This window comes from Snodgrassella sp. CFCC 13594, assembly GCF_001590725.1.
Lineage (GTDB): Bacteria > Pseudomonadota > Gammaproteobacteria > Burkholderiales > Neisseriaceae > Snodgrassella.
Genome location: NZ_LQXR01000003.1, coordinates 120,012 through 143,840, shown reverse-complemented (window position 1 = coordinate 143,840; position 23,829 = coordinate 120,012). Strand labels below are relative to the sequence as shown.

The window sequence follows — 23,829 nt, the reverse complement described above, 5'->3', positions numbered from 1 at the left end:
CTAATCCTTTTGGTTATTGTTGTTGGTTGCCTGAAAGCATTGATGGGCTTGTACATAACGCAACCAATCTTGCTCCGATACCACTTCAGCCACCGGTGCCAACCAACGTAAAACATGTTGTCGTGTTGCCGACTCGTATGCGTGCTGCAATCGCGCAATTTTGGTATTGGCATCTATGCGTGACCAATCAGGCCACCGTCGTTGCCATTGTTGCCACAATGCCGTCTGCATTTCTGCCACAGCATCCCGGCGACTGCCATGGTGTCCCAAAAATCGCCCCTGCATATCTAAATAATGTGTCCAATCAGGCGTATCTGCATGCGGTTGGCGGTGGATGGCACCCACACGTTGAGCCAAAAACCACAGTAACAACAGCACGCCGACCAAAAGAACCTGCATCAATACCGGCTGTGCCAGCCACAAACGCCACCATGCCGGCGCATCCGTTTGCTTGGGCATGACGCCCAAATAACGCAATAGCACAATTCTTGATTTGTCCTGTGCCAAATAATCAGCCAAATAAGCATGATCAAAACGATCTAAGCCTGCTGAAATATGGTTAGGCACATCAGGGTTAGACAACGGTTGGATACTACTCAACAAAACCACACTGCCACGGCCATAAGCCACACGCACAATATGGCTGCCTGAATACCCATTACCGGCCCATATCACCGGCGCATTGGGCGCCCATTGAAATGAAGATGGAGCAGAATCGACCCATGCCAAAGCGGCGCCCTCAGGCAGCACAATTTGATTAAATGCCTTGTTGCAATTCAATTGTTCCGCAACATCGAGTGGCAGCGGTGCATCTCCCACCTGAATGCGGGCTTGCATACTACCCTGCCAATCTGATTGACAAGCTTGGGCTGCAGCGGATTTGATGTCATCCGCCATCATATTACGCTGTGCCTGTTTGACCCATTGCACCCGCCAATTATGCCACAGCCATTGCTTAAATTCGGACTCATCAATTCCTTGATTTTTTTGGGTATTTTTCTCACCGTCTTGCGCCTGCTCATGGGCAAACAGCAAAGGCATGGGCAGCACCACATGATTGCCCCGAGCCACCCAGCGTAACAAAGCTTGATAAGTCGCCGCATCAGCGGCGGTGCTGTTTTCCACAAACAGCAATTGCCCCACTTGAGTGAATGATTTTTTATCGTCAGTCATTGCTGTCCACTGTCGATACGTTTTTAGCGGCGTATTGGCTTGCGTATGCTGATACCACTGCTGTAGACCATACAACTGGCCATCCACCACCGTTCGCCAGCCTGTATTGTCCACCCAGCGCTGGCGGCTCTCTTTATGCACATTAGCTGAAACCACAAACAGCATTACCACCACCAAGCCCAGTAACAAACAAAGCCATTTATATCGCATCAAGACATTCATCGGCGACGTCCTTGATGCAAAAGTTGCGTGTATTGCTGGCATACATGATCGAAATCCGATTGCATCCGATCAGGCTGTCGATGCGCATAGGCAATGGCGATCCACAGTTGGGTGAGCTGTTGCCAATATCCAACCACAGCACCTGATTGTAGATTGCGCACACGGCCCAGAACTTCGTATTCAGTATCACTATCAGCAAGTGGCACATGAAATGACTGATGCAACGCTCGTAAACTGGCTCGATACAATAAGCCCACGGCTTCTCGTGGCTGAGTGGCAAATTGCAGGCGAGCCTGACCCACCACATCACGTGGCAAATTTTCTGCCGACAAATCAAGACCAAACACCGTTTCTGGCAACACCATGTCCGCCTTTTCCTGATGACTCTTGGCTGTCAATCGACTGGCTTTAAACCATCTAACCAACAGCACCGCCACCACCCCCAACAACAATATCGCTGCAACCCACAAAACGAACCGTAGCCCTGGCATCGGGTTGATTGAAGATGAGTCAGGTTGCGGCAACTGCGCATGTTGGCGGCCACACGCACGCCAACAATAACGATTCTGGGTATCGATGTGTGCAAAAGGCGGTTGCCTGAAAACATGTTGGCGTTGTTGTTGTATGGTTTGGACATCTGGTAGGCGTTCAGCATGAGCGGGTTCGGGAATACCGCCCAACATCAATAACACCAGCACACCCGCCACCCACACTGCATGACCCAAACGCTTGGCTAAGCGCTCAAAGCGCAAGCGCACATCCCAAGCTTCAGCCTTGGTGCGGGCATTCAAATACGCGCCAAAGCCAGCCGCCACATACATCGGCGCCCATGCTGCCAAAACCAAAGCGTAAGCCAAGTTATATATATGATAAAGCCAACTGTTTTGGCCGGTGATCAGCAAAGATATGCCTTGCCACAAACTTTTCCCCACCTGCGACATCGACGCTGGTTGCACCAATGCATCCTGCACCGGATTCCCTTGCCATAGCCAAAACAGCAATATCAAGAATCCATACGTGAGTATCCATTCGAGATGTAGGCCTAGAAAAGTAAGCCAGCTACAGGCGCCACCAGCATAACGGCTTAATTCTGTACGGCGTGATGCTAGATCACGCTTGGTTAGCCCTTCCAATACCACAATGGGCAAGGTTAATGAGCGGGTTATATCAAAACGGCGCCAAGATAAATCGCCCCACAAACGCTTGCGCCATAATGCCCTCCAACTGATGCGCAAACACGCACCAAAATCAGGTAATGGGGCAAAATACTGGCGCGCCAACAAAGCCAGCATAGGTGCTTCAAATAAAGGCTTCATCCACCACATCAGTAAGCCGGCCCACCAAGGCGAGCGCCAGAAAAGCGCACCCATCAATGTCCACAGCGGCAAGCTCAGAATCAGCCACACACCACAATAAGTCCACTTACGCTCAGCAAACAAACGCAAGCCAATATCCATGCTCTCCCACGCATTGCGATCACGAAAACGGACTCGGCTTTGATTAAGATCCATGATGCCCTGCCAGCAATAAATAGGCATATACCCATATCCACAAGGCACCACCCACTACAAATTTCAACACCATCGGGATGCTGGTCAATGGCGACCAAAAACCCTCAATCAAGGCTGCCACCACCAGCAGTAAAAAAGCACCACCCATCAGCACAGCAGCACGGGCACCTTGCTGCTTCAAAGCCAGATACCGAGGTAACTCTCCGGGCATCAGTACCGCCAGACCTAAGCGCAAACCTCCCGCTGCCGCCAGCACCAAGCCCGTCAGCTCAAATGCACCATGTGCACCCACAAAAGAAAAAAAAGCCAAACCGGATGGCTGATGCGCCATATAGCCCATGACACCGCCAATCAATAAACCGTTATATACCGTCGTGTACACAGTTCCAATACCCAGTAACAAGCCACTGGCAAAACTTTGAAACGCAATCCCAATGTTATTAAACACATAAAAGCCAAACATGGCCGGATTTTGCCAAAAAGGACGATTCACCCCTTGGGCATAATCGTCGGCCATTTGCTGGTAGCTGGATGCGGCCTGCGCACCAACATCAGCACCCGCCAATTTCGCCAGCCAGTCGGGTTGTATTATGACCACCAACATGGCCAATAAAAATGGCCCATAAAACAGCACATGCGCCCAGCACACCACTTTTTTTTCTCTGCGCACGGCTTCAGGCAACCCACTGCGCACAAAAGCCAGCAGTCGCTGCCACCAAGTGCGTGCAGGATAACGATAAATCTGGCTGTGGCCGCGTGCAGCCAATTGCTGCAAATAAGCCACCAAACCAGCAGAATATTGACGCTGTTGTGCCAAAGCCAAGTGCTGACAAACATCACCATAATGGCTGAGCAAATCCTGTGCTTGGGTCAATGGCAAGTGGCGCCGTTTGGTTTGCTGTTCGAACGCCACCAAATTTTGCTCATATGCCTGCCACAAAGATTGATATTGGTTTTCGAATGCACCTTGTTTCATGGCTTCGTCCGTATTGAATCCAATTGACTACCCAAAATATATTTCGCCCACGACAATACCAGCGTAACGGCATCAGTGGCAGGTGCAGTATGACCACATAGCGCCTGTACGCATAAGTTGGCCAGCTCCTGCCGGCGAATACGGGGCAAATATATTTGGCGTTCAGCATAAGCCAAAATAGCCTGTTGCTCTTCGCGAGTGAGTTTGGCTGGAGGCGCTTGCGGCACAATGGCAGACAATGATGACCAGTCGGTTTTCCCTTGTTTCAATGGCACATAAACCACCACACTGCCCGCCAGCATATCGCCTACACGTTTGCCTTGTGGGTGCAGCAGCATACAAATCATGCCAGCGCCATAAAATACTGGCAAAGCATCAACCAAGCGCAACAAATTACGCAGTAAAGAAGCAGACCATCCTATCGGCGTGCCATTATCGGCCATGACACGCAAACCAAATAATTTTTTCCCCGGGGTTTGGCCATGAGCAAACACCTCAAACAACACTGGATAAAGCCACATGATTGCAAAAACATTCACCATGCCAATGCCGATAATCCAGCCTTTATTCAGAAATGGCAAAAGCAGCAGCAACAATAAATTAGATACCACCAACCACACCAGTCTAATCAGCGCATCCACCATAAAAGCACGGCTGCGCGCAAATACATTGGCTGGGCGCAACACCACATCAATGGATTCTGCCGTCGGTACCGATAGCAAGGTATCCATTAGGGTTGCATTGGCGATAGCGGTATGGGAAGGATGGGTCATGTTTGAGTGAGCATTAAGCAAACGGCATGCGTATAAGTGGACACACTGTGCCTGAAAAGTGCTCGTGTTACAACCAGATTGGTCAACATCAAGGCAAAGAGCGGCAATTGCCGTTATAATTACCCACATTGTTTATTCATAGGTTCACTCATGTCCAACCAACGCCTCATTATCGGTTTCCATGCCATCAATGCTCGTTTGTGGCAAAACCCAGGCAGCCTTATCGAATTGTATGTATTGGCGGGGAAAACCGATGCACGCATGCGCGAAGTGTTGTCCAAAGCAGAAGCAGAACAGGTGCGCGTGGTGACCGTGGACATGGCCCGTTTGGATGCATTGAGCAAACATGCGCGTCATCAAGGCGTAGTGGGCTTTATTGATGCCTCTAAAAACTATGTTGATTTGGATGACGTCTTGGAAAACCTGAATGAGCCGCCATTGCTGCTGATTTTAGACGGCATCACCGATCCTCATAATTTGGGGGCTTGTTTACGCGTGGCGGATGCCATGGGTGTACATGCAGTGATTGCACCCAAAGACAAAAGTGCCGGACTGAATGCAACGGTCAGCAAAGTGGCTTGCGGGGCAGCAGAAACCGTACCTTATATTACCGTCACCAATTTGGCGCGCACTTTGCGCGAATTAAAGCAACGCGACATTTGGATTGTCGGCACCGATATGGATGGCGATACCGACTTGTATCATTTCGATGCTCCGCAGGCCATGGCTTGGGTGATGGGCGCAGAAGGGACAGGCATGCGCCGCTTAACACGTGAATTGTGTGATACTTTGGTGTCTATCCCGATGTTTGGCACTGTTGAAAGCTTAAATGTTTCCGTCAGTGCAGGCATGGTATTGAGTGAAACCCAACGCCAGCACAGCGCAAAATAATTTCTACTTCAACATAATCATGGCCAAGCTTGAATTGGTTGCCTGAAATCAACCCAGTGCGCCATTGCCCAAACCAGATTATTCATAAATAAGGAGACGATTAATGTATTGGTTCATCGCCGCCGTATTGTTGTTTGTGGCTGAGATGCTGATGGGGACGTTTTATCTACTGGTGGTCAGTGCCTCGTTTATCAGCGCTGGATTAGCACAATGGCTATTGGGTACTTCATTGGGCGTCAATGCCTGATTGCCTCACTGTTTTCCATTATGGGCATAATATTGGTGCGCCGGTGGCAAAAACGCCACCGCCAACATTTTGGCCACAACGTGGCCGACGACCCTGATCACCAACAATTGGTGGTGGTGGAATCGTCTCTGCCTGGCAATTTGTGGCTGGTACGTTACCGTGGCACTCAATGGCAAGCACGTTTTCAAGAGCCTGATTATCCTGCTCATATTGGCGACAGTGCTCGCATAGATGGTAAAGAAGGCAATATTTTGCTCATCAGTGCCCTCCTCTTTCTCAACCCCACCCTTAATCCTTACTAGGAGACTGATTGATGGAATTATTGTTCAGCCTGCCCATTTTGATTTTTTTGGCCATTGTCGTATTTGGTTTGATGGCCTTTAAAGTTGTCCCTCAGCAAGAAGCTTATATTGTTGAACGCTGGGGTCGCTATTACAAAACGCTGACGCCAGGCTTGCGTTTTATTGTGCCGGTGATGGATAAAGTGGCTTATAAACACACGCTGAAGGAAATTCCTTTGGATGTGCCAAGCCAAGTCTGCATTACCCGTGACAATACCCAACTCACGGTCGACGGCATTATTTATTTTCAGGTCACGGATCCGATGCTGGCCTCCTATGGCTCCAGCAATTTTGTTGTTGCCATCACTCAGCTTGCTCAAACTACCTTGCGTTCCGTCATCGGTCGCATGGAACTAGACAAAACATTTGAGGAGCGTGACGACATCAACCGCACAGTAGTGGCTGCATTGGACGAAGCCGCTATTTCTTGGGGGGTAAAAGTCTTACGTTATGAAATCAAAGATTTGGTTCCCCCTCAAGAGATACTACGGTCTATGCAGGCCCAAATCACAGCCGAACGTGAAAAACGTGCCCGCATTGCCCAATCAGAAGGCTTGCGGCAAGAGCAAATCAATTTGGCTTCCGGCCAACGTGAAGCCGAAATTCAAAAATCTGAAGGTGAGGCACAGGCTGCCATCAATGAATCCGATGGCGAAAGAGTAGCGCAAATTAATCGCGCACAAGGTGAAGCAGAGGCCATGCGCTTAGTGGCCCAAGCCACAGCGGAGGCCATCCACTTGGTGGCAGAAGCCATTCGCACCCCCGGTGGCAGTGAAGCTGTCAATTTAAAAGTCGCCGAACAATACGTGGATGCCTTTGGCAAACTGGCTAAAGAAAGCAATACCCTGATTATGCCTGCCAATGTGGCCGATATCGGCAGTTTGGTGAGTGCCGGTATGAGTATTGTTAAAGGAAACAATGCAAATAAATAGGCGCCTTTGATCATGCCTTTGTAGTAGTACCTACTCAAGTAGGCTGCCTGAAGATTCAGGCAGCCTAATTATTATATTAAAAGGCCACATGCTGTTTTAAGCTGACTCCAGTGCAGTGACTAAGCGATGAGATAGGATAAATTTAAGCAACTACCTCATCCTATCCGTCGCTACTTACCAGACCAAGACCATAAATGCGAAACAGAACCAATTGCGAGGTTTTCATACTTGCCAGACGAACAAACCTCTAGCGGGTAAATTCCCAACATTAAATGACACATAACCAGTCTTTACCCGATAAATAACTCGAAAAACTGCTAATTATGAAATGTTGCAACACAGGTCTGCGCCTAGCACCACTTTAGATGCGTCGCACTATCTAATCATCGGTCTACGACGCAATCCACTTACAATGCCATACCTCAATCTGGGATAACCTTGCTGTGATGTCATCCAAGCCGAACAGCCATGCACCCTTGACCCATCAGCGATAACCAAAGTAAACATGTTTGAGAGCCATGATTTCTGGCAATGATGACGCACATCAAAGCCGCATCAGGCACCACTCTGCAAACGAAGCAATGACCACCAAACCCCATCACTTGATTTGTCTGATCACTTTTCTGTTTCTTCGCTTCCAAAGTGGCTTCATTTTTATCTTTACCTCATCTGACAAAATTATTGCTTTAAACATGCTATAATGCAGTACTTTATAGTTTTCAATACGGTCGATTACGACCAGTCTGTCATACCTTCTGCTTGATCCACAGAATATAAAAACAGCATCATCATAAGAAAGGACAAGCGATGCAACATCGACGTAGACTCAATACCTACCGTGCAATGAAAAAAGCACAACAAAATCAAGAAAGTAACTAACCCAATTTAGGATAAGAATGGCAAAAGAAGAATTGTTAGAATTAGAGGGTACAGTAAAAGATATTTTGCCCGAAATGAGATTTATGGTCACATTAGACAATGGGCATGAAATTATTGCTTACACGTCAGGCAAAATGCTCAAGCACCGGATTCGCATTGCGGCGGGCGATAAAGTGACTGTTGAATTATCACCTTACGATTTAACCAAAGGGCGAATTAATTTTCGGCATGCCACGGGTCAATCGCCCACACGAATTAATCGTCCAACCTTTCGCAAAAAATAATGATCATCAGCAACCTACTGGTTCTGCATTTCGGATCGCTATAGGTTGCTTACCGCCGCCATCGGCGGCTTTTTTGTTTACTGTCATTAGTTTGTCACGATATCAAGACACAATGGTGACATCAAGGCGATCAGCCATCGCATTGATGATTACTTTTTATGATTCGTCCCTTTGCTTCGCCACCTGTACCTCAGGTGGCTTTTTTTATCGGTGCAGCCCGCCCCGCAAACAATATAATAATGCGGTTTCACGCGATGCAGGCATATTTATCGAATGCACTACAAATTGATGCTTTACGCTAAAAATTTCACATAAGCCAGCCCAAACCAAGCAATAGATCATCGCAGCTTTGCCTTACACAGCAGTAAACCCAACACCAAAATACGCAAAAACAATACACAAAAACGCAGACAAACAACTGCCGACTCAATGTGCCGTTTTTTATGAATTGAATTGGTTTCTCTTGATAAATAGGCTGCCTGAACATCATTCAGGCAGCCTATTTGATCGAATCCATATCAATATTGATCACACCATGGCCAGTACTTTAATGTGGCTGGCCACGCTGCGAGCCAAAGATGACAAATCATAACCACCTTCTAAAACCGATACGATACGACCCCGGCAATAAAGCTGTGCAATCTGCATAATGCGCTCGGTTATCCATGCGTAATCAGCTTCCACCAAACCAAAATTCCCCATATCGTCTTCCAAATGCGCATCAAAGCCCGCACAAATCAACACCAGTTCTGGCTGAAACTCATGTAAGCGTGGCATCCATTCATTGTCGACCATATTGCGAAATGCATCACCGCGGGTACCTGATGGCATCGGGACGTTCACAATATGGGGATTACTACCGATGGGTTTATCGCCGCAATAAGGAAAAAAAGGATGCTGGAAACTGGAGCACAACATCACCCGATCATCGTCTTTAAAAATTTCTTCAGTGCCATTGCCATGGTGCACATCAAAATCAATGATGGCCACCCGCTTCAATCGATATTCGGCAATGGCATGCATGGCGCCGATTGCGACATTATTGAAGAAACAGAACCCCATGGCTTTTTCGCTTTCCGCATGATGACCAGGGGGACGGATGGCGCAAAATGCATTGGGTGCCTTACCCGCCATCACCAAATTCACCGCCTTCACTACTGCTCCTGCAGAATAACGAGCAGCGGTGAGTGTGCCACTGTTCATGGCGGTATCCGTATCCACCCGAAAGGTGCCCACGTGCGGTGACACCGATTCTAAATAACGGATGTGGCGCGGCGGATGCACCCTTGCCAGTTGCACTTCTGTGACCTCATCGGCATCCACTTCTTGCAAATAATCCATCAATTGAGCTGCCATCAATCTGTCTTTAATGGCGGCAATACGCTCGGGGGCTTCGGGATGCCCTTCACCCATATTGTGGCCAAAGCAAGCCGAATGGGTAACAAAAGCCGTCATACCGCTGCTGGTATTGTGGGTGCCGAACCAATCAAACATGCCATTTCTCCGCAGGATGGTTATTTTTTTAAATTATAAGCCTGAGCATGCCGAATGTATTGTTGTGCCGCAACATCCGTTTTCACGCTGATCAGGCAATTGAAACAAACGATCCAGTTTACCGTGTTTTGCTAATAGTTTGTTTAGCTGCACTTGGTTCACTTGATCATAAACCCCCAATTGTGCCAGAGATGGTGCGCCGGGTCGTTGGCTGCTGGCTTGTTGTTTATCAGCTTGAGTTAGCACCAAAGCAGCTTGTTGCACATACATCTTGTATGACTCTGAATGGCATGTCATCTCGTCTGGTACGGGTAGGTGCTGGCGCAGCCAATCGGCCAAATAAAACTCCAAAAACGGAGGCGGATTATGGGGACGCTGATAGGCTACTTTACGTAAAAAGTAAACCACCGAACGATAAACATCATTATTCAAATCTGCCATGCCTATGTGTGTCGGCAATGTATTAGGCATCATTTTTTTTTCAGGCAGCCAGCTTAGATGGTGTTGTTGAAGGTATTGCCAAAATGAAGACATATTGGGTAGGTAGCGCAAATCTTGAGTCACACGCACACGCATGGGAACACCAGCTTGGGTATAAATTGCTCGATAAGCACTCACCGAATGATGGCCATCGGTTAGATAATAATGCCCATCGGGTGCCAATACGGCGGATTTGATGTCATTAACTCGCGTACCCATAGGCTGTTGACAAGAAAACGATGCAGGATCTGTCAAACTGGCCTTTGAACCTGCATGCAGAAGCTTGCCGCCCCCATTGTCTTGACAATAATCTTCAAACATTTTCTGAGGATGCAGTCGATATTGCTGTGCATTCAACCTAACTTCATCAAATCCCAAGCTCATTTGTGTTGGCCGTAATTGCGCTATATCGACGGTGGCAATGGTTTCCACGGCCTGAATCGCCGTGGAAAAACAACACAAGAATGCCAGCAAGCTGGCACTATATTGATTGACTCGCTTCATCTCTCATCCCCATAAAAACGGACGATGATTATCGCCCGTTTTTTATCGCAAAACATCATGCCAATTTATTCAAAGGCCAAATGGCCGTCCTTAACCGTCACCATAATGGTGCTATCCGGCGCATAGCCACCAGCCAACAATCTTTTCGCCAATGGATTTTCTATTTCGGTTTGGATTGCTCGTTTCAAAGGACGCGCGCCATAAACGGGGTCGAAACCAGCTTGGGCAATAGCATCCAGTGCTGCTTCATCAACCTGCAAATGCAAATCCATGCTTTCCAAGCGTTTACGCAGACTGTGCAACTGAATATTGGCAATCGCGCGGATATTGGCTTGATTTAAGCTGTGGAATACCACCACTTCGTCAATACGATTGATCAGTTCGGGACGGAAATGCTGTTTCACGTCTTCCATAACCACAGCCTTGATGGCTTCATAATCATCTGCGGCCATGTCTTGGATGTGCTGACTGCCCATATTCGACGTCATCACAATCACTGTATTTTTGAAGTCTACCGTACGCCCTTGCCCGTCGGTTAAACGGCCATCATCCAATACTTGCAACAAAATATTAAACACGTCTGGATGCGCTTTTTCAACCTCATCCAACAAAATCACGCTATAAGGTTTGCGCCGAACTTGTTCCGTTAAATAACCGCCTTCTTCATAGCCTACATAGCCTGGAGGCGCACCAATCAATCGTGCCACCGAATGTTTTTCCATGAATTCTGACATATCGATACGAATTAGATGGTCTTCGCTATCAAACAAAAAGCTGGCCAAGGTCTTGCACAACTCAGTTTTGCCCACACCCGTTGGGCCCAGAAACAAAAAGCTACCATAAGGTTTATTGGGATCGGCTAACCCAGCACGCGAGCGTCGGATGGCATCAGCCACGGCGCGCACCGCTTCGTCTTGCCCAACTACGCGGTTATGCAACACATCTTCAATTTTCAGCAACTTTTCGCGCTCGCCTTCCATCATTTTGGTCACAGGAATACCAGTCATGCGGGATACGATTTCAGCAATTTCTTCAGAGCCCACTTTGGTACGCAACAGCTTATTGGGTTGAGCATCGCCTTGATTGCTGTCGGCTGCCTGAAGCTGGGCCTCTAATTTAGGCAACTCTTCATATTGCAGCTTGGCCAAATCTTCCCATTTACCTTCGCGCTGTAGCGCCGCCATTTTCACCTTAAGTTGGTCTATCTGTTCCTTGATGGCCACGCTGCCTTGTGCCTTAGCACGCTCAGCTTTCCAAATTTCTTCCAAATTGGCAAATTCACGTTTTACGTTATCCAACTCTTCATCCAACAACGCCAAACGCTTCTTGCTGGCTCATCAGTTTCTTTCGACAACGACGCGCGTTCGATTTCCAATTGAATTTCGCGGCGTTTGAGCTTATCCATGCTTTCCGGCATTGATTGGCTTTCCACCTTAATTAAAGATGCTGCTTCATCCACCAAGTCAATGGCTTTATCGGGTAAAAAACGGTCCGTGATGTAGCGATTAGACAATTCAGCTGCGGCCACAATTGCCGGATCGGTGATTTCCACACCATGGTATATTTCATAACGTTCTTGCAAGCCACGCAAAATAGCAATGGTATCCTCAACTGAAGGCTCATTCACCAAGACCTTCTGGAAACGGCGCTCCAGTGCTGGATCTTTTTCAATGTACTGGCGGTATTCATCCAAAGTGGTGGCACCAATACAGTGTAATTCGCCCCGAGCCAATGCGGGTTTGAGCATATTACCCGCATCCATCGCACCATCGGCTTTACCAGCACCCACCAGCGTGTGAATTTCATCAATAAAAATCAGCGTATTGCCATCATCTTTAGCTAAATCGCTTAACACCGATTTCAAGCGTTCTTCAAACTCACCTCGAAATTTAGCGCCCGCAATCAATCCGGCCAAATCCAACACCAACAACCGTTTGTTTTTCAGCGAGTCCGGTACCTCACCATTGACCATGCGTTGCGCCAAACCTTCTACAATGGCGGTTTTCCCCACACCGGGTTCACCAATCAGGACAGGATTATTTTTGGTGCGTCGTTCCAGCACCAAAATGGCACGACGGATTTCGTCATCACGACCAATCACTGGGTCAAGCTTACCATTGCGGGCGCGTTCGGTTAAATCGGTGGTGTATTTTTTCAGCGCTTCACGCTGATCTTCGGCATTGGGATTATCCACGCTAGCGCCTCCTCTTACGGCATCAATCGCCGTATTCAATCCAAGCTCAGTGGCGCCCGCTTGTTTCAAAATAGCGCCAGTTTTGCCGTTTTCTTGCACCGCAGCCAACAAAAACAATTCACTGGCAATATAGCTATCACCACGCTTTGCCGCTGCTTTGTCCATTAAATTCAAAATATGCTGTAATTCTGTGCTTGGTAGAATTTCTCCGCCTTGCCCGGATACCTTAGGCAGAGCTTGAATGGCGGCTTGAATGCCCTGTTTGACCTGAGCAACATTGATGCCAGCGTGCGCCAGCAATGCAGCTGTTCCACTATCATTGTCATCCAATAATGCTTTTAACACATGCACGGCTTCCAAATAGCCTGCATCTTGAGCCAGCGCCATACTTTGTCCATCTTGCAAAGCTTGTTGAAATTTGGCGGTCAATTTGTCAAATCGCATAAGACTCATCCTTTATTCTGGTTAATTGATAAGATATATGGGCGTAAGCGAAAAAATGTCAAGGGCGCCAAAGCACAAAATTTGATCGGCTCAAATAAGCACCTATTAAGCACTATAAAAAACACAATGAAGCAACAAAAAATAGCCCAAACTCATGTTTGGGCTGCCTGAAAATTTTTTAATCTGGATTTTGCTGTATTTATTATTCAGCCATCACTGGAATCAGGCCAATTCTCGCCTGCCACTGCTTAGGCGCAATGGCATGCACCGACTTACCTTGACTATCGACGGCTACCGTCACCGGCATGTCCTTTACCTCAAACTCATAGATGGCTTCCATCCCCAATTCAGCAAAAGCCACCACACGCGCTTTCTTAATGGCCTTGGACACCAAATAAGCCGAACCGCCCACCGCCATCAAATACACCGCATGATTGTCTGCTATCGCTTCACACGCAGCTGCCCCACGCTCTGATTTACCGATCATGCCCAATAAACCAGTTTGCTCAAGCATCTGTCGTGTAAATTTATCCATGCGCGTAGCCGTGGTGGGGCCAGCGGGACCAACCACTTCATCCCCAACAGGATCAACAGGGCCTACGTAATAAATCAATTTATTGGTAAAGTCCACCGGCAGCTGTTCGCCACGATTCAACATGTCCACCATGCGTTTGTGTGCTGCATCCCGGCCTGTATATATTTTGCCGTTTAAGAGCAATACATCGCCTATTTTCCAATCGGCAACATCGGCTTTAGTGAGTGTATCCAAATTCACCCGACGTCCATTGTCTGGGCTGTAGGTAATGTCTGGCCAATCTTCCAAGCTTGGCGCCTGCAATTCAACCGGACCTGAGCCATCTAATTCAAATTCGACGTGGCGTGTAGCAGCACAATTGGGAATCATCGCAACCGGCTTAGATGCTGCATGAGTTGGGTAATCAAGAATTTTCACATCCAATACCGTGGTCAACCCGCCCAAACCTTGGGCACCAATCCCCAGAGCATTGACCTTCTCATACAATTCCAAGCGCAGCTTTTCTACCGTGTTTAATTCGGCCCCAGATTGGGCTTTGTCCTGCAACTCATGAATATCAACATGACTCATCAGCGATTCTTTGGCCAACAGTGCAGCTTTTTCCGGCGTGCCACCAATGCCAATACCCAAAATACCCGGTGGACACCAGCCAGCCCCCATAGTGGGCACGGTTTTCAATACCCAATCGACAATTGAATCCGAAGGATTCAGCATCACCAACTTGGATTTGTTTTCAGAGCCGCCACCTTTAGCTGCACACGTCACGGCCAGTTTATCGCCCTTAACAATTTCCATATGCACCACCGCAGGCGTATTGTCTTTGGTATTTTGACGTTTACCAGCGGGATCCGCCAAAACTGAAGCACGCAAAGTATTTTCGGGATTGGTGTAGGCGCGGCGCACCCCTTCATTGACCATATCTTGTACACTCAATTCAGCATCCCATTGCACGTCCATCCCCACTTTCAAAAACACGGTGGCAATGCCGGTATCTTGGCAAATAGGACGATGCCCTTCGGCACACATGCGGCTGTTGACCAAAATCTGCGTCATCGCATCTTTGGCTGCTGGGTTTTCCTCTTTTTCCCACGCTCGAGTTAACGCCTGAATATAGTCTTTGGGGTGATAATAACTGATAAACTGAAAAGCATCGGCGATGCTTTGAATAAAGTCTTCTTGCTTAATCACGGTCATGGTGGTTCCTAAGTATTCATGATTGTTATCGACTTGTGATTGTCGATTTTGTGTTTTGGCGTGCTGCATATCGCGCGGTTATTCTACCGATTTTTTCGGATCATTGAATAGTTTTGAGTCAGGCTAAGCATGGGTTTGGTTTAGGTAGCTTGATCATTTGTGTCAACCCAACCCATCAGCGCCACGAGGTTGCCTGAAAACGGAAACGCCTTTGGCATGGCGTACCAACTCGCTATACAATAATGGCCAAACCATTATTGTGCTTTTATCTCGTGAAAATATTGATACTCGGCTGCGGCCAAGTGGGTTCGACCATTGCCAGTACTTTGGCCATGACCCCCAATAATGACATCACCGTCATTGACGTGGATGATTCAGCTTTAGGCAAACTCAAAGCCAAGCTCGACATTCAAACCGTTCAAGGCAATGCAGCCTCTCCTGTGACGCTACAACAAGCTGGTGCACCCGATGCGGATTTAATCTTGGCTGTTACCCGCAGTGACGAAACCAACATGGTGGCCTGCCGCATGGCCAATGTATTGTTTAACACCCCAGGACGCATTGCTCGAGTCCGCCGCAGCGAATATTTGGAATTCACCACCGAACACGACGAATACCCATCCAGTTTGGATTTGTTTGACATCACTGAATCCATCAGTCCTGAGCAATTGGTCACCGAACAGATTGTGAATCTACTCAAACACACCAGTGCTTTACAGGTATTGAGCTTTGCCGATGACAAAGCCAGAATGGTGGTCATCCGCGCACAGAAAGGCGGTTTGCTGGTGGGCAATCCTTTAGGCGACATTCACAATCACCTGCCCGAGCAGGTAGATTGCCAAATTTGTGCCATTTATCGCAATAATCGCCTAATTGTACCCACGCCCAGCACCGTACTGATTGAAGGCGATGAAGTGTTTATTCTGGTGCCCACCGAACATACCGACACCATCATGCGCGAATTGAGGCCCAATGCCCAACGCACGCGAAGGGTGATGATTGCTGGCGGTGGCAACATTGGCTATCGCGTGGCCAAACAACTGGAAAGCCGTTTCGACATCAAAATCATCGAATTCAACCACAAACGGGCCGAATGGCTGGCTGAAAACCTCAATAATGCGTTGGTGCTCAAAGGCAGCGCCACCGATGAAGGTCTCCTTGATAGCGAATACATTGATGAAATTGACGTTTTCTGTGCACTCACCAATGACGATGAAGACAACATCATGTCAGGCATGCTGGCCAAAAATTTGGGTGCCAAACGAGTAATGGCCATTGTGAATCGCTCAAGCTATGTCGATTTACTCGAAGGCAACGCCATTGATATCGTGATTTCACCTCATTTGATTACCATCGGCTCAATTTTGGCGCATGTTCGACTCGGTGATGTGGTGGCTGTCCACGCGTTGCGCCGCGGTGCATCTGAGGCCATCGAAGTGGTGATCCACGGCGACAAACACACCTCCAAAATGGTTGGGCGTACGCCTGATGAGATCAAATTGCCCAATGGCTGTTATTTTGCCGCAGTGGTGCGCGGCGATGAAGTCATCATGGCCCACCACGATGTTATTCTAGCCGATGGCGACCACATTATTTTCTTTGTAGCACGCCGCCGTGTGGTGCAAGAATTGGAAAAACTGGTGCAAGTAAAACTGGGCTTTTTCGGTTGAGGCTGCCTGAAGCCAGAAAGATTGTCTCATCATGAAAAACAGTCGCATAGCCTACAAAATTGCCCCAATTATCCATGTTTTAGCGAAAACCGGTTTTCTATTTTCGCTGATGTTGCTGGCCCCAACCTTGGTGTCGTATTTGTTTTTAGACGATGTCTTTTATGCTTTTGCCGACACCGCCATCATCACCATTGTGGTGTCAGCCATAGTCTGGTTGGTTACGGCACGATACAACCGTGAACTGCGGCCACGGGATGGCTTCACATTGGTGTTTTTATTGTGGGTAGGGTTTGCCTTAATGGCGGCCTTGCCGTTGTATTTGTATATTCCTGGCATGAGTTTTACCGATGCCTATTTTGAAGCTGTGTCCGGCCTCACCACCACTGGCGCCACTGTTATTACCAGCTTGGATACACTGGCCCCATCTCTCAATTTCTGGCGCAGCATGCTCAATTGGTTGGGCGGCATGGGTATTATTGTATTGGCAGTGGCCATCATGCCAATGTTGGGCGTGGGCGGCACACAGCTCTTCAAAGCTGAAATGCCGGGCATCAACAAAGACAGTAAAATGGCGCCGCGCATTTCTGAAACCGCCAAAAATTTATGGCTGATTTACTTGTTTTTCACCCTGCTCACGTTCATAGCCTTGCGCTTGGCCGGCATGAGTTGGTTCGATGCATTGTGCCATGCTTTATCTGCATTTTCTTTGGGCGGATTTTCCACGCACGATAACAGCATCGCCTATTTCAATTCAGTGCCCATTGAAATTATTTTGAGCATTGCCACCATTTTGGGGGCCATTAACTTCACCAATCATTTTTATGCCTTCCGCAATCGCAGCTTGAAGCATTATTGGCGTGATGAAGAAGTGCGCGTGTTATTTTGTTTGTTGCTGTTTAGTATTGCTTGGGTCAGCGTGTATTTGTGGTGGAAAAATTTTTATAATTTCGCTGATGCCCTGCGTTATGCTGGTTTCAATATCATTTCTATTGGTTTGGCCAATGGGTATGCCAATACCGATTTTGCCAAATGGCCACTAATTGCCTCACTATGGTTGTTTTTTCTGGCCAACATATTGGCCAATGCAGGATCCACCGGCGGCGGCATCAAAACCATCCGCGCCATCGTGTTGTTTAAGTTCAGTTTGCGTGAAATGATGTTGATGCTCCACCCCAATGCCGTGCGCACCGTCAAAGTGAATGGCAATAACATTCCCGAGCGCATGGCGCTGACGGTTTTGGCATTTGTATTTGTTTATTTCATGACAGTGGTCTCATTCACCTTTATGATGATGATTAGCGGCTTGGATTTCATGTCTTCACTCACGGCCGTCATCGCCTGCATCACCAACGCAGGACCGGGCTTGGGTTCAGTAGGCCCTTCCGGCAATTATGCTCAGCTCAATGATGTCCAAAAATGGCTGTGTATTGCTGTGATGCTGCTCGGGCGCTTGGAAATTTTTACGGTCTTTATCTTGTTCACGCCTGCCTATTGGCGTAAATAAATGTCGTACGCTGTACATAAGGAAAACCCCATGTTGAAAAATGCACCTCGCCTCACTCATACACTTATCGCTTCGGCTGTTTTGCTGTTGGCTGCTTGTTCCAGCCAGCAAGAAACCCCAGTAGAGCCGATTGGTCACAGCAATGGCGGCATTTTGCCCGGCACCCAAAAGCCAGAAGCGCCCAATGAAGTGGTGTCTAACTATCAATGGTACCAAACTGTGTTAATCGCCATCAAAGCCAATGACGATGCGCAACCAGCACAATTTTTGGCACGCCAAAACCCCAGTGCCATGGCTAACACAGTACGCAATCAGTGGCTAAAAAGTTTGGGCAAACGCGGCAACTGGACGCTGTTTCGCCAGCAGTATGCCCAACTAAACGCAGCTGACCGTGACCAAGAAACCCGTTGCTATGCCGCTTTCGGCGGCATCGACAGCGATCGCATTTTGCGCCAAGAATTGGTGCGTGAACTGGGACGGTTGCCTGAAGGCTGTAATCGTTGGTTGAATCAAGCAGCGGCAGCAGGCCAGCTCAATAGCGATGATGCATGGCGGCGGGTGCGTGGATTATTGGCAGCCAATCAAATCACCGATGCCCGCAATCTGGCCCAATCCCTAGGCAGCCCTTTGTCGAACCCCCTCAACAGCAGCACCGGTGGCAGTGCTGGTGCACAAGAATCCCTATTGTATCGGGTCATCAGTAAAGAAGGCCGTAGCCAAAGCAATGCCGCTGCCACGCTTCAAGGTATCACGCCCAATTTAACGCCACCTCAAGTGGGGTTTGCATGGGCGCAACTGGGATTGACTCAAGCCTACAATCAAAATGCCAGCAACGCACTGGCCTATTTTGACCAAGCCGACATCAATCAAATGAGTGTTGAAATGTGGGAATGGTATGCTCGTTCAGCCTTGCGCTTGCAGCGCTGGGAAAAATTGGCCGACATCATTCGCGCTATGCCCAAAAAGCTACAAGATGACCCCACTTGGCAATATTGGTTAGCGCGCAGCTACGTTGCCCAAGGCAAAAATGAGCAAGCCAAAAGCCTGTTTCAGCATGCAGCCACCTCAGGCCGCAATTTTTACGCGTTATTGGCCACTGAAGCCTTGGGTAACAAAGCGGATGTGCGCAGCAATGCTGGGGAAAGCAGTCGTCACGACCTGAAAAAAGTGGAACAAGACGGCAACATCAACCGCTCCTTGGTGTTGTTTAACGCCTCACAAAATGGCGGTGATTGGACCATGCGTCGGCAAGCTCAGCAAGAGTGGCGCTACGCCATTCGAGATTACAATGAAGACACCCTGCTGGCTTCTTCTGCCTTGGCTGAAAAACAAGGCTTTTACGAAATGGGGATTCTGAGTGCAGATAAAACCAACCACAAACTCAATTATGCATTGCGTTACATCGCGCCGTTTAAAAACCTAACCGTGCCTTATGCCCAACAAGCAGGTGTCGATCCAGCTTGGGTTTATGGCCTGATTCGCCAAGAAAGCCGCTTCATGATTGGGGCTAAATCCAATGTGGGCGCCACCGGCCTCATGCAGGTGATGCCCGCCACTGCCAATGAAATTGCCAACAAATTGGGAATGAGCCCAGATGAGCTACACACCATGGCTGGGAACATCCGCATGGGGACGTGGTATTTGGGTGATATTCGTACCCGATTGGGTGATGAAGTATTGGCCACTGCCGGCTACAATGCAGGCCCCAGCCGAGCCCGTCGCTGGCAGGCGGCAGCGCCTTTGGAAGGGGCAATTTATGCAGAAACCATCCCTTTTGACGAAACCCGCACCTATGTCAAAAACGTCATGACCAATGCCACTTATTATGCGAATTTATTTAATGAGCCACAGACCTCATTAACCAAGCGCATGGGCATGATTCCAGCACGATAGCTTTGTCGCATTGTGTTTCTTTTCAGGCAGCCACAAAGCTGCCTGAAATGCACAATAACACCCACTCACAAAGGAAACTTGCCATGACACTCATGTGCCGCGAACAAGCCGCCTTGTTGATTATTGACGTACAAACCCGTTTACTGGCGGCTGTACACGATACTGAGCACCTGCTCAACCACACCCTATGGCTGGCTCGGTTGGCACAAACCATGAATGTGCCCATCATCATCAGTGAGCACTGCGTCGATAAAATTGGCGCCACCGAACCAAGCATCATGGCCGCAGCCCGTGATGCCGTGTGCGTGCAGAAACAAGATTTTTCCGTGTGGTCGGAAGGCTGCCTGAATGAAGCAGTTTTGGGTGGTGCCACCCAAGTGGTTTTGGCCGGCATCGAAGCCCATGTGTGCGTATTACAAACAGCATTGGATTTACGCCGCCAAGGTTACGCTGTATTTGTGGTGGCAGATGCGGTGAGCGCACGATGTACAACCGATGTTGATTTGGCCTTGGCACGCCTGCGTGATGCCGGTTGCGCCATCGTTTCCCGCGAAATGGTGGCCTTTGAGTGGCTGGGCAGCGCCCGCGATGCATTATTTAAGACGGTTCACCAACAGTTTATTCGTTGATCCACTTGGGTTTCAAAATAGCTTGATATGGCTACCTGAAACCCATTGACCACTAAACCAGCCTAATTTTTAATCAATTCAACAGCCTGTTTATTCGGGTGATGAGGCACCTTGTGCTTCCTCTGCCGCATCTTCAACCATGGGTGCTGAGGCACTTTCTGGTGCAGTCAAAGCGTGCGGATTGGCGGCAATGGGATGCGCTGATAAATCACGCACCATGCGCTGGTAATTGGGCGATGCCGTTAATAATTGTGCTGCTGCGGTACGCAAATTATTGACATCATAATTGGCCAAGTAAAAAGTGGTGGGAATATGCACCACTTTCTCGCGCAACGCCGATTCAGGCAAATCCAACAAATTCACGCTGATAAAATACAAATTGGGCGCACGATTGGATTTATTTTCGTTCCACCAATCCACGTATTTTTGGAATTGCCGCAAAGTATCTTCGGAATATTTATCGATGGGAATGTTAACAATAGCGTCTAACACCGAACGGAAACCCGGTACATCAGCGCGCTCATCAATATCGCTCAAGGCCTGTGTTTGTGCATTCACATTGATAATAATGATTTTATTGATTTTGTTTTGAGAAAATCGGTCATACAGTGATGCCTGGCTGTATAACTCAGTGGCATCCAATAGGCTGCGTAAACCTAAGTTATCGGTAAGGCCGCCATCCAATAGATGCACATAAGGACGCTTAGCGCTGTCTTGATATTTGCGTACACGCTCTACATATTCTTGTCGGGTTTTGTGCCGAAAATCCTTTGCGTTGTCGGTTTCAGCACGGGTATCAGCGGTCCATGCTGGTATCTGGTATGCGCATTGTCCACCATGATTATTGAGCGTAATGGGAGCAAACACCAATGGCACCGCACTGGATGCGGCCACAGCACGGGCCAAGGGCATATCAGTTAAATCCAAACACATCAAATCAAAATAGTCTTGGGTAAAATCCAGCCGACTGCCTAAGCCCATGTCAGTGGCGCTGATCACTGTAAATGGGCCCTTTCGGCGATGCAGCAAATCGTCATAGGTGGCGCCATGAAATAAATGCAAGTCCAGTTGCTCTTGCAGCAAATCACCGCGGCCAAATTCGGGTGAAGTCAAACGCGGCCAATTGGAAGCCGAAAACAACTGTCCCACCAATACTTTTTGCAAGTTTTGCTTGAGAAAATTTTTCTCAAATAGATTGATTGTGTCCGCCCCATGCAAACCAAAATAAGTGGCCAAAACAGAGCCGCCGGAAATGCCATAGACCAAATCCACTGCCTGCATTAAATTGGTGCGGCGACCATCTATGTAAACCACTTGCTTCTTGAGGGTTTCCAATACGCCATAGCCAAAAGCCGCCGCCCTAGTGCCGCCACCGGAAAATGATAGCACCACCATCACGTCATCATTATTCGATTGAGCAGTGGCCAAAGCCTGTTGTACTCGATAACCTTGATTGTGATTGACCTGATTCAGTGTTTTCAACGGCTGATATTGCAAGGCCGAGCAGGCAGAAAGTAAGACCGCTAGCAATAGCGTCCAACACCTTTTCACGCCTCGTGTTTGAAATACCAACCGCATATTCATCCTTTTAATGCGTAGATTCAGTAGCTTCATTGGTGCTTGGCCATCCACCACCCAACGCTTTATAGACATTCAGCAAATTTTGCGCCTCGGCCAGTTTGCCTTGAATGGATTTATCGGCCATGTCTTCGGCATTTAGGCGCGCACTCAACACCCTGTCCAAAGTCAAGTGACCATAATGAAACAATCGTTCAGCACCTGTGGCTTGTGTGCGCGCTTGGCGCTTGGCTTGGCTTAAGAGTTGGTTCTGGCGATGCAACCCGTATTGCAATTGATAGCTGCTGTCGACGTCTGCCAGCGCTTGCAATACCCGCTGATCGTATTCAGCCAATGCGGCCTGAAGACGGGCATCAGCCGCCTCAATATTGCGCTGAATACGGCCCGACGTAAAAATAGGCAAGGTTATTCCAGCACTCACCAAACTGCCCAAGCCTTTAAATTGAGGTAAATCACTGTCTAAACGCACTCGCCCAGTCTGCCACAAAAAATTAATGTCGAATCGCGGCAGCAAATCAGCCTTGGCACTGGCCAGTTTGGCACTCATTGCCTTCACCACATGTTCTTGTGCGCGCACATCAGGCGTCGATTCAGCACCGCCAAAGGCAAGGTGCCAGCCGGCGCAGCTGGGATGGTGTCCAAGGCATCCACGGGGCTGGGCGGAATGGTAAAACCTTGTGCGGGCACTCCTAAAAGTACGGCCAAATTACGGGCGTAACCATCGGCCTGAGCCTGCCATGTGGCTTGCAACGCTTGCATGGCGCTGAGTTTAGCAGCCACATCTTGTACATCATAATCGGTGGCCTGACCTGCCCGAAAGCGGCCTTGTGCATACTGTTGTAGCTGTCTTAAGGCAGCCACGCTTTGTGCACCCACGCGTATACGTTGCTGCAAAGCGCGAATGCGCAAATACGTATCGGCAATATCACTGGCCAGCAACATTTGAGCGCCATGCCACTGTTCTTGAATGCCCAAGCTGGCATAGCGAGCAGCATCGGCATCACTGCGTTTGGCGCCAAAAATATCCGGCTCCCAGCTGGCGGCAAAGCCAAATGATTACTGCTACCTTTAAATCGATGACTGTCTTCGCCCAATGACGAGCCTAGACGTGCCAACACGCTGCGCACGTCATTATCTAATGGATTATCAATATTGACATTGTGTGCACCAGCGCTGCCCACCAAAGCCACATTGGGGCCCAAATCAGCAGCAGCCAAAGCAGCATTGGCGCGCGCGGCTGCTACATTTGCGGTCATCGCCGCCAGATTGCGGTTGTTAACCAAACCTTGCTCGATTAACTGTTGCAATACCGGATCTGGCCAGTTCTGCCACCATGCGGCCACTTCAGTTGCCCCATGCGCTCGGGCGGCTTCTTCAAACTGAGCTGGCACCGGTACCTGAGAATCCACATTGATGTGCGTACTCGAGCATCCAGCCACACACACGACCCCAACCACCCATGCTAATTTTTTGGAATACAT

19 protein-coding genes and 2 pseudogenes are annotated in these 23,829 nt (G+C 48.6%); 9 read left to right on the top strand and 12 right to left on the bottom strand.

Translation table 11 applies throughout. The annotated features are described in order from the left end of the window. The 4 genes from A2F46_RS03670 to A2F46_RS03655 are packed head-to-tail and all read right to left on the bottom strand — an operon-like array spanning position 1 to position 4,655. Positions 1–1,395, bottom strand: coding sequence for a DUF4350 domain-containing protein (locus tag A2F46_RS03670; RefSeq protein ID WP_066566816.1), 1,395 nt, complete (start codon positions 1,393–1,395; stop codon positions 1–3). Then, the gene (locus tag A2F46_RS03665; RefSeq protein ID WP_066566813.1) at positions 1,392–2,906 is read right to left on the bottom strand and encodes a DUF4129 domain-containing protein; all 1,515 of its coding nucleotides are present in this window, start codon (positions 2,904–2,906) and stop codon (positions 1,392–1,394) included. The genes A2F46_RS03670 and A2F46_RS03665 overlap by 4 nt, the downstream gene beginning before the upstream one ends. Continuing rightward, positions 2,896–3,882, bottom strand: coding sequence for a stage II sporulation protein M (locus tag A2F46_RS03660; RefSeq protein WP_066566812.1), 987 nt, complete (start codon positions 3,880–3,882; stop codon positions 2,896–2,898). Before A2F46_RS03660 ends, A2F46_RS03665 begins: the two co-directional genes overlap by 11 nt. After that, entirely contained in the window at positions 3,879–4,655 is a 777-nt protein-coding gene (locus A2F46_RS03655; RefSeq protein ID WP_066566810.1) for an RDD family protein, read from the bottom strand. Before A2F46_RS03655 ends, A2F46_RS03660 begins: the two co-directional genes overlap by 4 nt. 150 nt (positions 4,656–4,805) lie before the next feature. On the opposite strand from A2F46_RS03655, the gene rlmB reads away from it, so the two are divergent. The 5 genes from rlmB to infA all read left to right on the top strand — a co-directional run bounded on the left by rlmB (position 4,806) and on the right by infA (position 8,229). Beyond that, positions 4,806–5,546: a 23S rRNA (guanosine(2251)-2'-O)-methyltransferase RlmB gene (gene rlmB / locus A2F46_RS03650; protein WP_066566805.1), complete on the top strand. Its 741-nt coding sequence runs from the start codon at positions 4,806–4,808 to the stop codon at positions 5,544–5,546. 103 nt (positions 5,547–5,649) lie between these two features. After that, positions 5,650–5,793 (top strand): NfeD family protein, encoded by a 144-nt coding sequence (locus A2F46_RS12270; protein WP_156471545.1) that lies wholly within the window; start codon positions 5,650–5,652, stop codon positions 5,791–5,793. After that, the gene (locus A2F46_RS03645) at positions 5,757–6,095 is read left to right on the top strand and encodes an NfeD family protein (RefSeq protein ID WP_369796307.1); all 339 of its coding nucleotides are present in this window, start codon (positions 5,757–5,759) and stop codon (positions 6,093–6,095) included. Before A2F46_RS12270 ends, A2F46_RS03645 begins: the two co-directional genes overlap by 37 nt. An 11-nt stretch (positions 6,096–6,106) precedes the next feature. Continuing rightward, complete coding sequence (locus tag A2F46_RS03640; RefSeq protein ID WP_066566799.1) at positions 6,107–7,066, top strand: SPFH domain-containing protein; 960 nt, start codon at positions 6,107–6,109, stop codon at positions 7,064–7,066. A gap of 896 nt (positions 7,067–7,962) precedes the next feature. Further along, positions 7,963–8,229: a translation initiation factor IF-1 gene (gene infA, locus A2F46_RS03630; protein WP_066566793.1), complete on the top strand. Its 267-nt coding sequence runs from the start codon at positions 7,963–7,965 to the stop codon at positions 8,227–8,229. A gap of 528 nt (positions 8,230–8,757) precedes the next feature. On the opposite strand, the gene A2F46_RS03625 is transcribed toward infA, so the two are convergent. The 4 genes and pseudogenes from A2F46_RS03625 to A2F46_RS03610 form a co-directional block, all read right to left on the bottom strand. Beyond that, on the bottom strand, positions 8,758–9,723 hold the full coding sequence (locus tag A2F46_RS03625) for a histone deacetylase family protein (protein WP_066566790.1): 966 nt from the start codon (positions 9,721–9,723) through the stop codon (positions 8,758–8,760). Positions 9,724–9,756: 33 nt separating this feature from the next. Continuing rightward, a complete protein-coding gene (locus A2F46_RS03620) occupies positions 9,757–10,707 on the bottom strand; it encodes a ParB/Srx family N-terminal domain-containing protein (RefSeq protein ID WP_066566788.1) in 951 nt (316 codons plus the stop codon). Between the two features lie 65 nt (positions 10,708–10,772). Then, a pseudogene (gene clpB / locus A2F46_RS13340) lies at positions 10,773–13,345 on the bottom strand (ATP-dependent chaperone ClpB). Positions 13,346–13,547: 202 nt separating this feature from the next. Next, the gene (locus A2F46_RS03610; RefSeq protein WP_066566863.1) at positions 13,548–15,074 is read right to left on the bottom strand and encodes a fumarate hydratase; all 1,527 of its coding nucleotides are present in this window, start codon (positions 15,072–15,074) and stop codon (positions 13,548–13,550) included. Positions 15,075–15,346: 272 nt separating this feature from the next. Between A2F46_RS03610 and trkA the strand changes: the two genes are divergently transcribed. The 4 genes from trkA to A2F46_RS03590 all read left to right on the top strand — a co-directional run bounded on the left by trkA (position 15,347) and on the right by A2F46_RS03590 (position 20,770). Beyond that, positions 15,347–16,744 carry a Trk system potassium transporter TrkA gene (gene trkA, locus A2F46_RS03605; RefSeq protein ID WP_066566861.1) on the top strand — a complete coding sequence of 466 codons (1,398 nt, stop codon included), beginning with the start codon at positions 15,347–15,349 and terminating at the stop codon, positions 16,742–16,744. Positions 16,745–16,775: 31 nt separating this feature from the next. Further along, complete coding sequence (locus tag A2F46_RS03600) at positions 16,776–18,248, top strand: TrkH family potassium uptake protein (RefSeq protein WP_066566785.1); 1,473 nt, start codon at positions 16,776–16,778, stop codon at positions 18,246–18,248. A 30-nt stretch (positions 18,249–18,278) separates the two neighbouring features. Next, a complete protein-coding gene (locus A2F46_RS03595; protein WP_066566783.1) occupies positions 18,279–20,141 on the top strand; it encodes a lytic transglycosylase domain-containing protein in 1,863 nt (620 codons plus the stop codon). 83 nt (positions 20,142–20,224) lie between these two features. Continuing rightward, entirely contained in the window at positions 20,225–20,770 is a 546-nt protein-coding gene (locus A2F46_RS03590) for an isochorismatase family protein (RefSeq protein WP_066566782.1), read from the top strand. A 90-nt stretch (positions 20,771–20,860) separates the two neighbouring features. Here the strand turns inward: A2F46_RS03590 and A2F46_RS03585 are convergent, their stop codons facing one another. The 4 genes and pseudogenes from A2F46_RS03585 to A2F46_RS13195 all read right to left on the bottom strand — a co-directional run. Beyond that, the gene (locus A2F46_RS03585; RefSeq protein WP_066566770.1) at positions 20,861–22,348 is read right to left on the bottom strand and encodes a patatin-like phospholipase family protein; all 1,488 of its coding nucleotides are present in this window, start codon (positions 22,346–22,348) and stop codon (positions 20,861–20,863) included. Between the two features lie 10 nt (positions 22,349–22,358). Further along, on the bottom strand, positions 22,359–22,895 hold the full coding sequence (locus A2F46_RS12465; protein WP_231867694.1) for a TolC family protein: 537 nt from the start codon (positions 22,893–22,895) through the stop codon (positions 22,359–22,361). 5 nt (positions 22,896–22,900) lie between these two features. Then, positions 22,901–23,371, bottom strand: a complete 471-nt coding sequence (locus A2F46_RS12890; protein WP_255358744.1) for a TolC family protein — start codon at positions 23,369–23,371, stop codon at positions 22,901–22,903. A 116-nt stretch (positions 23,372–23,487) separates the two neighbouring features. Next, positions 23,488–23,829 (bottom strand): annotated as a pseudogene (locus A2F46_RS13195) (TolC family protein); the annotation flags it as partial.